The sequence below is a fragment of the Campylobacter concisus genome, from assembly GCF_002913545.1.
Lineage (GTDB): Bacteria > Campylobacterota > Campylobacteria > Campylobacterales > Campylobacteraceae > Campylobacter_A > Campylobacter_A concisus_AV.
In genome coordinates this window covers 39,439-53,390 of record NZ_PPBR01000061.1, presented here as the reverse complement: position 1 = coordinate 53,390, position 13,952 = coordinate 39,439, and the positions used below count along the sequence as shown (strand labels likewise).

Sequence of the window (13,952 nt, the reverse complement as noted above, 5' to 3'; positions counted from 1 at the left end):
CGCCGATGAAAAAGTTTAAATTTTTAAAATTCCCTGCCCTATTTTTGGCTTTAGTGGTCGCTATTTTTTTGATACTTGATCAAATTTATCCACTAAATTTAGATGCGCTTAAAAAAGACGAAGCCAAAATTTTGCTTGATAAAAATGGCGAGATCATAAATATGAAGCTTAGTAGCGACGGAATTTGGAGATTTCACGAGCAAAGTTTTCCAAACTCGCTAAAACAATGCGTCATTCTCTTTGAAGATAGGTACTTTTACTACCATTTTGGCGTAAATTTTGCCTCCATTTTTAGAGCATTTTTTCACAACCTAAGAAGCGACAACCGCATAGGAGCTAGCACTATTACGATGCAAGTAGCAAGAATGCTTGAGCCAAGTGATAGAAGCTATAAAAATAAGATAAAAGAAATTTTTAGAGCATTTCAGCTCGAGCTTCACTTTAGCAAGGATGAAATTTTAAATTTATACCTAAATTTAGCTCCATATGGCGGCAATATCGAGGGTGCAAAGGCGGCAAGTTTCTTTTACTTTGGCAAGGAGCTAAACGAGCTTAGCTACGCTCAGGCTGCACTTTTAAGCACGATCCCTAAAAATCCAAATAAAAATAGACTTGACCGCGTCTCAAACATAAATGCCCTAAAAAACAGGGTCATAAAGATGCTTTATAAGGCAAATTTAATCGATCTTAGCGCCTTTAAAAGAGCACAAGCTGAGCCATTTAAAAATGTAAGGATAAGAGCCGTCGTAAATGCTAGCGACTACGCAAATGTCGCTTTTAAAAACCAAATTTCAAAGGCGAACTTGGATCTAAATTTACAAAAAGATATGCTTAAAATTTTAAAAGATGCGATGTTTTCGCTAAAGGCTAAAAACGCAAACAACGCAGCAGCCGTGGTTATCGATAATAAAAAAATGAGCGTTGTTGCATTTATAGGCTCTCACGATGAGCGCGCACGCGACGGCAAAAACTCAGCCCTAAATATGAAGCGAAACACCGGCAGCACGCTAAAGCCTTTTATCTACTCGCTAGCCCTTGATAGCGGGCTTATCACGCCAAATTCACAACTAATAGATACGCAAATTTATCTGAATGAATATGTGCCAAAGAACTTTAGTAACGACTTTTTGGGGCTTGTAAGCGCAAAGGACGCTCTAAATTTTAGCCTCAATATCCCAGTTATAAATTTAGACTTAAAGCTAAAAGACAACTCGCTTTATGAGCTGCTTGAAAAGGTAAATTTAGTTGATGAAAACAAGGAATTTTACGGCTCTTCGATAGTTTTAGGCAGCGCTGAGATGAGCCTGATTGATCTTGCGCATCTTTATACGATATACGCAAATGGCGGGGTTTATAGGCCGCTTGAGTTTGCGGGTAAAAGCTACAAAAATGAAGATAAAAACATAACCCTCATCTCGCCTCAAAGCGCCTATCTAACTGCTAAAATGATGAGCGAGGCCTCAAGGTCATATCTAAAAAATGCTTGGCAATATGCGCAAAATACGCCAAAGATCGCCTTTAAAACAGGCACAAGTGCAAACTCACGCGATCTTTACGCCATAGGAGTTGATGAGGACTACACAATAGCCGTCTGGGTGGGCAACTTTAACGCCGAAAAAACCGACAAACTAACTGGGCTAAATGATGTCTCAAAGATCGTTTTTGATATGTTTAAGCTTATCGCTCAAAAAAGAAATTTAAGCTTTATGAGCGAGCCAGAGGGCATTGAGAAAGTGCCAACCTGCCTTGATGCTTTTAGCTATGAAACGTGCAAAAAAACGGCGCTTGATGATAGGATAGTTGGAGTTAAGCTGCAAGATAAGTGCGAGAGTTTAAGAGGCGAGGAGCTTGAGTTTTTGATAAAAAATGGCTTTTTAGACAAAGACGAGGTCAAAAATAGCCCTTGCGCTGAAGTCTTTAAAGACAAAAAGCCGGTTTTTGCCTATCCATATAACGGCGAAGAGATCGTGACAGATGAAAATGTAACACAAATTGTGCTAAAATGCTACGCGTTTTTAGGTGATGAAATTTACCTGAAAGTGGATGATTTGAACTTTTCTAAGATAGAAAACGCGAGCGAAAAAAGGCTAGATCTAGCTCTTGGCGAGCACACTTTAAAATGCCTTGATCAAAACTCAAATCAAAGTGAAATAACAATAAAACTAAGGAGATAAAATGCAGCAAAAAGCGCTACTTCTAGCACTTTTAGGAGCAGTAAATTTATATGCTTTAAGCCTAGATGGCACCGCCGAGGTAAAGTCGCCTTTAAGCGTGGAATTTGGACTAGAAGATGATGTTAGCAAAAATCTCATAGGCACGCTAAGCGAGAAAAAGCTCATCTCATGCCAGCCAGCGCTAAGTGGCACGGTAAAATTTAATGCTCAAAGCCTTACGCTCTTTACAAAAGATATGCACGCAGGTGCTGAATACAGCTGTAAGTTAGAAAATGGCAGCAGCGCTAGCTTTGAGACGAAAGAATTTGCGCTTGAGAAGATAGAAAAGCTCTCTGATAGCAAATTTATCCTTAAATTTAATGACGAAGTTAGTGACGAGCTTGTGAAAAAAATAGCTGTAAAAGGTGCTAGTTTTAACGCCCTTCAGCTCTCTCAAAACAGCTTTGAGCTTGATCTTGATAAAAATATAAGTGAGCCTACTTTTGAGTTTGGAGAAAATTTTGAAAGTAAATTTGGCGCTAAGCTAGCAGGTGATGGCGTGGTGAAATTTAGTGAGCAAGCAAGCGATGAGAGCGCAAGCATAAACGCTGAGGCAAAGAGCTTTGAGATAGCTAAAATTTATCCGACAAGCCTTGATAACGGCATCTTAGCTTTTAGAATTTATCTAAAAGAGTGGCTAAGCGATGATAATAATCTAAAGAAATTTATAAAGATAAAAGGCGTAAAAAGCTTTGGTATAAGCGACGTGGCATATAAAAATGACGATGAAAATAGCGCGCCAAATTCTGAGCTTGAGGGGTATGATTATTACATCGATATCACAAGCGATGAGTTTAAGCCACAAAATAGCTATGAGATCACGATAAAACCGGGCTTTGGAGATGACAGAAATGTCGTAAGAGAGGCCAAAACCTACGAGGTGGTCGCTAGCAACTTCACTCCATTTGCAAATTTCACAAACGAAGAGCCTTACATCTCAAGCGTGGGCGAGATCGGCATTAGAAGTGCAAATTTACCTGAGCTAAATGTAAGCGTTGAAAAGTTAAGCGATCAAAATTTTAGATACTTTTTAAATTTCAACGACAATAGCGAAGATCTAAGCAATTTTAGCTCAAAAGTAGCAAGCAAAAGCTACAAGCTAGAGGGTGCATTAAACGAAATTTCACTAAACAAGATCAAGCTTGACTTTGCAGGAGCAGGAGATGGCGTTTATAAGATAAGCTTAAACTACGGCAAAGATAAGAGCGTCTCAAAGGTCGTCTATCTAAGCGATATCGCCATAAATGCAAAGCTTGGCAAGGATGAAATTTTCGTCTTTGCAAACCGCCTTGGCGAAAACACAATGCTACCAAACGCAAATGTAAAAATTTATGGCAAAAGAAACGAAGAGATCGCAGTTGGCGCTACAAATGACGTCGGCGTCTTTAAATTTAACAAAAAAGATATCTACAAAGAGATCTCATCGATCGTCGTCTCACTTGGCAAGGAGCAAAATTTTCTTATCATAAAAGATGGCGAAGCGCTAAATGAGGCAAAGCTCATCAGCCAAAATCCAAGCGAGAGCATCGATGCTTACACGCATTTTGCCTCAAATATTATAAGACCAAACGAGAGCTTAAAGGGAGCAATTTATCTAAGAGATAGGGACTTTAACCCGCTTAAAAATATGCCAGTTAAGATCAAATTTATCGATCCACAAGGCAAAAGTAGCGCCCAGATCACGCAAAATACAAATGATGTCGGCATGATAAATTTCGAAAAAGAAATTTTAAGCGATCTAAGCGGTAGATTTAACATGCAAATAATCTACGCTAGCAAGGTGATAGCAAGCGTGCCATTTTATGTCGAGAGCTTCGTGCCAAACAAGATAAAAAATGACATAGCCATAGACGCAGATAAATTCTTTTCAAATGAACTAGTAAAGGTAAATTTGACAAGCAGCTATCTCTTTGGCGGAGCAGCTAGCGACCTAGCTGGCAGTATGCAGGTTAGCTTCTTTGATGATGAGTATAAAAATAGCGAATTTAAAGAGTATAAATTTAAAAATGACACCCTAAAAGCGGCTGCTTATCCAAGCATAGAAAATGATCTAACTCTTTCAAAAGATGGCAAATCAAGCCAGATGATAGATCTTAGCTTTAACACCAAAAACGCACCATCAATAATAAAAGGTGTCATAAATTTCAATGTAAATGACGATGGCAAAAATGTAAGTGACGCAAAAAGCTTTACGCTCTATCCTTACAAGGATATGGTCGGTATCGCTGCTAGCACGACATTTGCTGAGCCAAACGAAGATGTAAAGATAAGAACAGTCGTTGTTGATATGCCAAGCCAAAAGGCAGTGAAATCAAATTTGAAATTTGATGTAAAACGTGTCTCATGGCAGTATCAAAGGGATGCAAACGGCTATATAAAATGGATCCAAACACTTGAAGATGTGGATAGTTTTTATAAAAATAGTGGCGAGTTTAGCTATAAATTTACGCAAAGTGGCTCATACGTCATCACTGCTACAAATTTAGTAAGTGGCGCGAGCACGAGCCTAGACATCGATGTAAGCGGCTACAACTACTCAACTCTAGCGCCTACAAAAGAGTTTAGCAAGTCTCAGATAAAGCTAAACAAAAGTGTCTATAAAAAAGGCGACGAACTAAGCGCAGACATAAGCTCAGCCATAAAAGAAGGCATCGCACTTGTCACGCTTGAAGACGCTGGCGTCAAAGCCTATAAAGTAGTCAAGATCAAAAACAACTCAGCAAACGTTAAATTTAAACTTGACTTTGACTTTAATGGCCTTTACGTGAGTGCAAATATCTACCGCATGACTGACGCTGGACTAACTCCGTTTAGAACCTACGGCAAGGTCTATGCAAATGGCGATAAATCTTCAAGAAAGATAGAGCTTAGCTTAGAAGCGCCAAAAAGCGCAAAAAGCGATGAAAATATCAAAATTTCACTAAAAACAAAGCCAAAAGCTTATCTGAATTTGTTTATCACAGATGTTGGCGTGCTTGATATCACTTCGCAAAAACCAGCCGATCCGCTTAAGTTTTTTGACAAAATTTTACCTGATGGCGTCTTTGACTACGACATTTATAATATGCTCACAAACTACAAGGTGGAGGGCAAAACGCTAAGCTTTGGCGGTGATGCTGCAGCGATGGCTGTGGCGGCAAAAATGGCAAAGCATGCAAGCCCAGTTGATAGCAAAAATGTAAAAACTTATGCAAATTTAGTGAGCCTTCAAGCAGACGACAAAGGCGAAATTTCATACGATTTTAAAACGCCAAATGGCTTTAACGGCGCCATTAGAGTAGATGCTGTGGCAAATGACGCAACTGCGATGAACGCCGTAAATAGCGAGATAAAAGTAAAAGATGATGTGATCATTAAGCCAAGCGCCTTGATCTATCTTTTAAAAGGCGATGAATTAAGCGCGAACTTAAGGCTTATAAATACGACAAATACGGACAAAAACCTTACTATAAACATCGCAACAAGTAAAAATTTAAACATCAAAACGCAAGAAAATGCCAACCTAAAGCCGTTTGAAAACAAGGCATTTGTGCTTAAAATTTCAGCCCTTGAAACAGGTGCTGGCGAATACAATGTCACAATAAGCGACAAAAATGGCTCAAAAACGCTTCAAAATTTACTTGACGTCGTTAGCCCTTATACGATCAGCACCTACGCAAAGAGCAGCGTCTTTGACAAAGAGAGCAAAATTTCACTACCAAAAGGCTATCACGATGTGAGCGTTGATGCCTCAAGCTCGGTCTCAAGCGTGCTTTTAGCAGCTTCTAAAAATTTAGTAGAGTATCCTTACGGATGTGCGGAGCAAAGAAGCTCAAGACTGCTTGCACTTTTAAATTTAAAACCAAAAGATGAGCTTGAAAAAAGCGATCAAAAGAGATTTATCGCAAGCGGCATAGATGAGCTAACTAAGATGCAAAAGCCAGACGGCAGTTTTGGCTACTGGAGCGATCTAGGCGAGACAAATGCATTTGCAAGCATCTTTGCAACAGACGTGCTTCTTGACCTTGAAGAGGCTGGATATGATGTAAGTAAAGGTGTCAAACAAAATGCTCTAAATTCGCTCTTAAAATACGCAAACAACGACCTTGAGGCGCTTTACGCACTTTATGTAAGCTCACGTGCAAATATGGCTGATAGATCGGTTTTAAATAAAATTTATGACGACAAAGCCTACAATAAAACAGCACTAAGTAAATACCTAATGGCAGCGGCTTTAAAGCTAAACGGCCTAAATGACGAGGCAAAGGTCGCACTAAAAGATATCAAAAATGCTAAATCAAGCGAAGAAAATGCATCTGATTTTAGCTCAAAAGTAAGAGATAACGCCTTTATCTTATACTTGCACGCAAAATACTTTGAGAAAAACGACTACTCAGACGACCTTGCAAATTTCTTGATAGTAAATTTAAATGAGCTAAGCTCAACGCAAGAGCGTGCTTTTGCGCTTAGAGCGCTAAACGCCTACTTTGGCAAAGATAGTGGCGAGAAAAATAATAAATTTAAGCTTAGCTACAACGGCGAAAGTAAAGAATTTGACGGCCTTTTAAGCACCTCATTTACGACAAAAAATGGCGAATTTAGCATCACTCCATTAGGCTCAAATAAGCTTTATGCGACTATCTTAAGCTACGCTTACGTGCCACTTGATATTAGGCATAAGATAGAGCCAAAAGAGCTTGACATCTACCGCACATTTGTCGATGAAAAAGGCAAAGAGCTAGGTCTTGACAGCCTAAAAGTAAATGACGTCATCTACTCAAAAGTAGTGATAAACTCAAAAACAATGGTTAGAAACGGCGTTATAAACGAGATAGTAAGCAGCTGCTTTGAGCCGATAAATGAAAATTTAAGCAACTTTACAAAGAGCTTAAAAAACAGCTTGCAAGTTGAGTATAAAAGCATAAAAGATGACCGCGTGCTAAGCTTTTACACGCTAAGTGGTGATGAAAAAGATGCCGTGCTTTACACACCTTATAGAGTAAGACTTGATGGCAAATGCTCGCTTGGTGCAGTCACAACTGAAAATATGTACAACGAAAGACAAAACGACTACGACCTAGCTCAGCGAAGCTTTACTGTCAAATAAGCCATATAAACTTTGGGGCGTTTAACCGCCCCAAGCCCATATTTCCCACTTTTGCAAAGATTTTTTTAAACAAATTTTAGATAACATTAAGCATTTTTTAAACGAAACTGAGGAGAGAAAAGTGGCAGAATTTTACAATGCAAAAGAGATAGAAGACAAATTTTATAAAATTTGGGAAGAACGCGGATATTTCGAGATAGACGCAAACAAAGATATCCAAAAAGATGGACGTAAATTTTCTATTATGATGCCACCTCCAAACGTGACTGGCTCGCTTCACATCGGACACGCCCTAACCTTCACACTTCAAGATATTATGACTCGCTACAAGAGGATGGACGGCTACAAGACACTTTGGCAACCAGGACTTGACCATGCTGGTATCGCTACTCAAAACGTCGTTGAAAAGCAGCTTTTAGCTCAAGGGATCAAAAAAGAAGAGCTTGGACGTGAGAAATTTGTAGAAAAAGTGTGGGAGTGGAAAGAAAAAAGTGGCGGTATGATCGTTCATCAGATGCGAAAGCTTGGCATCACTCCAGCTTGGTCACGCCAGAGATTTACTATGGATGAGGGCTTAAGAAAAGCTGTGAAAAAAGCCTTTGTAAATTTATACGACAAAGGGCTAATAGTCCAGAAAAACTACATGATAAACTGGTGTACGCACGATGGCGCACTCTCTGACATCGAGGTCGAGCACAAAGAAAATAAAGGCAAGCTTTATCATTTGAGATACTACTTTGCAGATAAGCCAAGCGAATTTGTTGTTGTTGCGACCACCAGACCTGAAACATATTTCGGTGATACGGCCGTAATGGTAAATCCAAACGACGAGCGCTATAAAAATTTAATCGGCAAAAAGGTAGTGCTGCCTATCATAAATAGAGAGATCGAGATCATCGCAGACGAACACGTTGATATGGAGTTTGGAACAGGCCTTGTTAAGGTCACGCCTGCGCACGATCAAAACGACTACGAAGTTGGCAAAAAACACAACCTTGAGTTTATCACTGTCTTTGACGAAAAGGGCATCTTAAACGACAAGTGCGATAAATTTGCAGGACTTGAGAGGCTTGAGGCTAGAGATATCGTAGTAGCAGAGCTTGAAAAACTTGGCAATATTGAAAAGATAGAGGACTACGAAAATCAAGTAGGTTACTGCTACCGCTGCAAAAACGTCGTCGAGCCATACATCTCAAAGCAATGGTTTGTCAAAAAAGAGATCGCAGACGAAGCTATACAAAAAGTCTCAGAGAGCCTTGCTAAATTTTACCCGCCGCACTGGATAAACAGCTTTAACGCGTGGATGAGAGAGCTAAGAGACTGGTGTATCTCACGCCAGCTTTGGTGGGGACACCAAATTCCAGTATTTTACTGCGATGATTGCGGTCACATGTGGGCTGACGAGGGAGAGCCGTGCGAGTGCAAAAAGTGCAAAAGTAAAAACATCCACCAAGACCCAGACGTGCTAGATACGTGGTTTAGCTCTGGTCTTTGGCCATTTAGCACGCTTGGCTGGGGCAATGAAAGTGAGCTAAAAAATGAAAAATGGTTTGAAGGCGATTTGGCTGAATTTTATCCAAACAACCTACTCATCACTGGCTTTGATATATTATTTTTCTGGGTTGCTAGGATGATGTTTCAGGGTGAAAATGCCCTTGGCAAGCTGCCATTTGACGACATCTACCTACACGCGCTTGTAAAAGATGAGTTTGGTAGAAAGATGAGTAAAAGCCTTGGCAACGTCATCGACCCGCTTGATAGCATAAATGAGTATAGCGCTGATATCTTGCGCTTTACGCTAACTCTTCTAGCCGTTCAAGGACGCGATATCAAGCTAAGCGACGCTAAGATGAAGCAGGTAAGAAATTTCACCAACAAACTTTATAACGCAAGCAAATATCTCATGCTAAATGAAAGCAAGTTTGAAAATTTAGAAGACATCAAGCTTCAAACAAAGCTTGGCATTTATATGAATAGTCGCTTTAACGAGTGCGTGAGAGAGGTGCGCGAAAACATCGACGCTTACCGCTTCAATGACGCAGCAAACACACTTTATAAATTCCTTTGGGATGAGTTTTGCGACTGGGGCATCGAGCTAAGCAAGGCTGATAAAGCGAGCGTAAAAGAGCTTGGAAGTATATTTAAAGAGGCGATGAAGCTGCTAAATCCTTTCATGCCATTTCTTTCAGAGTATCTATTTCAAGAGCTTAGCGGCACACAGCTTGAAAATGCAAAATCAATAATGGTGATGAGCTATCCAGAGGTAAAAGAGCGAAATTTAGAGGTTGAGAAGAAATTTGAGCTAGTTATCGAAGCGATCGTGGCTATTCGCCGTGCAAAAGCGACCATCGATCTTGGCAACTCAAAGATAACAAAAGCCTTTGTTAAATTTAATGACAAAATAGATCTTGACGAGGTAAAAGAGTATATCAAGCTGCTTGCAAAATGCGAAGAGATCGGCTTTGTAGATGAAAAGATCGAAAATTCAATAAGAGATGTGAGCGAAAATTTAGAGGCATTTGTCCCACTTGAAGGGCTTGATATGAGTGGTATCATTACAAGACTAAGATCTCAAAAGACAAAGCTTGAAAAAGAGATCGCCAAACTCTCAGGCATGCTAAATAACCAAAATTTCGTAGAAAACGCACCAAAAGAGGTCATAGAGACAAACAAAGAGGCTTTGCAAAGCGCTGAGGCTAAATTTAAAAAAGTATGCGAAGAGCTAGAAGCTCTTGGCGAGTAGGTTTTGCGGCAAAAGTTGAAGGGTGGCGTTTTTATCTTTGGCAGCTTGTAGTTGCCACGCTACCCTTGGCGCTAATACATTGTCTTGCTAAAGTGAAATTTATCGCCCTGCACTATCTTGCATGTAAATTTAAAGGATAAAAAATGAGTGAAAAAATAAAAATAGCAGTTTTAGGATATGGAAATTTAGGTCGCGGCGTCGAGCTTGCGGTGCGAAATAGCAAGGATTTAGAGCTAACAGCAGTCTTTAGCCGCAGAGATCCAAGCGAGGTAAAAACGTGCGGCACGCCAGTATTTAGCGTGAATGAAATTTTATCGCACAAGGGCAAATTTGATGTTTTGGTGCTTTGCGGTGGCAGCGCAACCGACCTTCCAACGCAGACGCCAGAGTTTGCAAAAGAGTTTAATGTCGTCGATAGCTTTGACACGCACGCTAAAATCCCAGAGCACTTTGCCGCAGTGGATGCTGCTGCTAAAAAAGGTGGCAATGTAGGCGTCATCGCTGTTGGCTGGGACCCGGGGCTATTTTCACTAAATAGACTATTTGGCGAGAGCGTGCTAGAAAACGGCAGCAGTTATACGTTTTGGGGTAAAGGCGTGAGCCAAGGTCACTCAGACGCCATCCGCAGGATCGAGGGCGTCGTGGACGCCCGCCAATACACCGTACCGATAGAAAGCGCCTTGGAGCGAGTCCGCGCAGGCGAAAATCCGAAACTTAACACGCGCGAAAAACACCTGCGCGAGTGCTACGTCGTAGCCGAAGAAGGTGCCGATAAGGCACGCATCGAGCATGAGATAAAAACGATGCCAAACTACTTTGCCGACTACGACACGAGCGTGCATTTTATAGATCTTGCGACGCTTAAAAAGGAGCACGGCGGTATACCTCACGGTGGTTTTGTTTTGCGAAGCGGAGCTACGGGCGAGCGCGGCGAAAATAAACACCTGATCGAGTTTTCGCTAAAGCTTGATTCAAATCCCGAATTTACCGCAAGCGTGCTCGTTGCCTACGCCCGCGCGGCATATCGCTTAGCAAAAAGAGGCGAAAGCGGCGCATTTAGCGTGTTTGACATCGCTCCGGCGCTTCTTTCGCCAAAGAGCGTTGAGGAGCTAAGGCGAGAAATTTTATAAGATGGCACAGTTTTAAAAATAAGGAAAATTTAGTGATAAAAATAGAAAATTTAACCAAATTCTATGGCGGTACGCAGATCCTTTATGATGTAAATCTAGAGGTTGCAAAGGGTGAAATTTTTGCTATTGTAGGACACAGCGGCGCTGGCAAGTCAACACTTTTAAGGTGCATAAACGGCCTAGAGAGCTATCAAGGCGGGAGCTTAAAAGTCTTTGATCAAGAGATAAAAAAATTAGATGAGATGCAGCAAAGAATTTTAAGGCGAGATGTCGGAATGATATTTCAGCATTTTGCCCTGATGGCTAGGAAAAATGTCTTTGAAAACGTGGCTACTCCGCTTAAATTTTGGGGATATAAAAGCGACAAGACCGAAAAAAGAGTAAGAGAACTTTTAAATTTAGTCGGTCTTGAAAACAAGGCAAATAGCTATCCAAGCGAGCTAAGTGGCGGACAAAAACAGCGCGTCGCTATCGCTAGAGCGCTTGCTTTAAATCCTAAAATTTTACTAAGCGACGAGGCGACTTCGGCTCTTGATCCAAACACGACAAATCAAATTTTAGAATTGCTTGAAAAGATAAACAAAGAGCTAGACATTAGCGTCGTCATCGTTACGCACGAGATGGAGGTAGTAAAATCGATCGCAAAATGCGCGATTTTGCTTGAAGGCGGTAAGATAATAGGCTCTGGAAGCATTGAAGAGCTATTTTTAAAGCCAGACGAGAAGATGAAAGAGTTTTTGGGTGAAGTCGAAATTTTGCCGAGTACTGGCACAAATATCAGGCTATTCTTTCCAAAAGAAGTGGCTCAAAACAGCGTGATAACACACATGGCTAGAAGCCTAAACATCGACTTTAACATAGTCTGGGGCAAGCTTGAAAAGCTAAATGACAATGTCCTTGGCTCGCTTGTCATAAACATAGATGAAAAAGATAAAGAAAACGTGCTTAACTATATCAAGCAAAGTGGCGTTTTGTGGGAGGTTGCTTGATGTTTGGTATTGACTTTTCTAAATTTCCAGATGTTTTTTCTAGGATACTTTTGCCAGCTATCGGCGAGACGCTATATATGAGCATAGTCTCCACACTGCTCGCCTTTGCTATAGGCCTCATACCTGCGGTTTTGCTCATACTTTCAGACAAAGACGGACTAAAGCCAAACAAGCAGCTTTATTTTGTGCTTGATATCGTTATAAACGTGCTTAGAAGCTTTCCGTTTATCATTTTGATCATTGTGCTCTTTCCGGTCACAAAAATGATCGTAGGCACAAGTATCGGCACCACAGCTGCGATCGTTCCACTAACTATCGGAGCTGCTCCGTTTGTGGCAAGGCTCATTGAAAATGCGCTAAAAGAGGTTGATAAGGGCATCATAGAAGCTGCTCAAAGCTTTGGTAGCTCGAAATTTCAGATCATATTTCGCGTGATGTTTGTAGAGGCACTCCCTGGCATCATCTCGGCATTTACACTAACGCTTATCGTAAATATCGGCTTTTCAGCGATGGCTGGTGCAGTTGGCGGTGGCGGACTAGGATCTGTTGCTATAAACTACGGATATCAGAGATTTCGCCCAGATATCATGCTCTACACCGTGGTTATTCTTATCATAATGGTTCAAATTTTTCAAGTTTTTGGCAACTATCTCTATAAAATTTCAAAAAAATAAGGCCACATTTTTTATCTGATTTTAAGCTTTTTTTCTTAAAATTGCAAAATTAATTTTAGCTGAAAGGACAAAAGATGAAATCAGATATGTGCCAGATGTGCCGCCTACTAAAAAATGCGTCGTCGAAAGACTAATCTCTAAGCACAGAATTTCTTTTTAAGTGCTTAGAACTAGCTTAAGCGCTTAAAAAGAAATTTAACCTTCTAGCTTAAATTTATCCTTTTTTGGTGCTTGGCAAATTTTAAAAAAGGATAACAAATGAAAAAACTACTTCTTACCTCTTTAGTTGCCCTAGGCCTTAGCGTTAGCGCAAATGCTGCTGACAAGTCAAAAACAATAATCGTCGGTGCTACACCTATCCCACATGCTGAAATTTTAGAGGTTGTAAAGCCTATTTTGGCAAAAGATGGCTACACACTCGAGATCAAAGAATTTAACGACTATACCACGCCAAACCTTGCGACAGAGGACGGCGACCTTGATGCAAACTTCTTTCAACACATCCCATATCTTGAAGAATTTAACAAAAACAAAGGCACTCACCTTGTAAAAACAGTTGGCGTACACCTCGAGCCAATGGGCGTTTATTCTAAAAAGATCAAAGACATAAAAGAGCTAAAAGATGGCGCAGTGGTCTCTATACCAAATGACCCAACAAACGAGAGCCGCGCACTTGACATCATAGCAAGTACTGGACTTATCAAGCTAAATGACAACCCACTAAAAACTCCACTTGATATAGTTGATAACCCTAAGAAGCTTAAATTTGAAGAGATCGAGACTGCTCAAGTACCAAGAACGCTTGATGACGTTACTATCGCAGTTATCAACACAAACTATGCGCTAAATGCAAATCTCAATCCAACAAAAGATGCGCTTGTGATCGAGAGCAAAGATAGCCCATACGTAAACTACGTAGTTGTTAAAGCTGGCAACGAGAATAGTCCTAAAACTAAGGCTCTTGATAAAGCGATCAACTCACCAGAAGTTAAGAAATTTATCGAGACAAAATATAACGGCGCTATCATCCCAGCGTTTTAATTAAATTTATAAAAAGCGACGTAAAAGCTTTTACCTTTTTAGCGTCGCTTCAAGTCAAATCAAAAAAGGAAAAACA

General features: G+C 40.5%; 7 protein-coding genes. All 7 read left to right on the top strand.

Annotated elements, in window-relative coordinates:
- Positions 1–5 precede the first annotated feature (5 nt).
- The 7 genes from pbpC to CYP05_RS03935 all read left to right on the top strand — a co-directional run bounded on the left by pbpC (position 6) and on the right by CYP05_RS03935 (position 13,876).
- On the top strand, positions 6–2,174 hold the full coding sequence (pbpC, locus tag CYP05_RS03965; protein ID WP_103642053.1) for a penicillin-binding protein 1C: 2,169 nt from the start codon (positions 6–8) through the stop codon (positions 2,172–2,174).
- Between the two features lies 1 nt (position 2,175).
- Positions 2,176–7,299, top strand: a complete 5,124-nt coding sequence (locus tag CYP05_RS03960) for an alpha-2-macroglobulin family protein (RefSeq protein ID WP_103642052.1) — start codon at positions 2,176–2,178, stop codon at positions 7,297–7,299.
- A 121-nt stretch (positions 7,300–7,420) separates the two neighbouring features.
- On the top strand, positions 7,421–10,042 hold the full coding sequence (locus tag CYP05_RS03955) for a valine--tRNA ligase (RefSeq protein WP_103642051.1): 2,622 nt from the start codon (positions 7,421–7,423) through the stop codon (positions 10,040–10,042).
- A 143-nt stretch (positions 10,043–10,185) separates the two neighbouring features.
- The gene (locus CYP05_RS03950) at positions 10,186–11,172 is read left to right on the top strand and encodes a diaminopimelate dehydrogenase (RefSeq protein ID WP_103642050.1); all 987 of its coding nucleotides are present in this window, start codon (positions 10,186–10,188) and stop codon (positions 11,170–11,172) included.
- Positions 11,173–11,204: 32 nt separating this feature from the next.
- Positions 11,205–12,161: a methionine ABC transporter ATP-binding protein gene (locus CYP05_RS03945; RefSeq protein ID WP_103642049.1), complete on the top strand. Its 957-nt coding sequence runs from the start codon at positions 11,205–11,207 to the stop codon at positions 12,159–12,161.
- Positions 12,161–12,835, top strand: a complete 675-nt coding sequence (locus CYP05_RS03940; protein WP_103642048.1) for a methionine ABC transporter permease — start codon at positions 12,161–12,163, stop codon at positions 12,833–12,835. Before CYP05_RS03945 ends, CYP05_RS03940 begins: the two co-directional genes overlap by 1 nt.
- A gap of 258 nt (positions 12,836–13,093) precedes the next feature.
- Positions 13,094–13,876, top strand: a complete 783-nt coding sequence (locus tag CYP05_RS03935) for a MetQ/NlpA family ABC transporter substrate-binding protein (protein WP_103642047.1) — start codon at positions 13,094–13,096, stop codon at positions 13,874–13,876.
- Positions 13,877–13,952: the final 76 nt, after the last annotated feature.

Bases quoted from the DNA above. Each gene is read 5' to 3' on its own strand.
- CYP05_RS03935 (WP_103642047.1), top strand. From the start codon at position 13,094: ATGAAAAAACTACTTCTTACCTCTTTAGTTGCCCTAGGCCTTAGCGTT.
- CYP05_RS03950 (WP_103642050.1), top strand. From the start codon at position 10,186: ATGAGTGAAAAAATAAAAATAGCAGTTTTAGGATATGGAAATTTAGGT.
- CYP05_RS03940 (WP_103642048.1), top strand. From the start codon at position 12,161: ATGTTTGGTATTGACTTTTCTAAATTTCCAGATGTTTTTTCTAGGATA.
- CYP05_RS03960 (WP_103642052.1), top strand. From the start codon at position 2,176: ATGCAGCAAAAAGCGCTACTTCTAGCACTTTTAGGAGCAGTAAATTTA.
- pbpC (WP_103642053.1), top strand. From the start codon at position 6: ATGAAAAAGTTTAAATTTTTAAAATTCCCTGCCCTATTTTTGGCTTTA.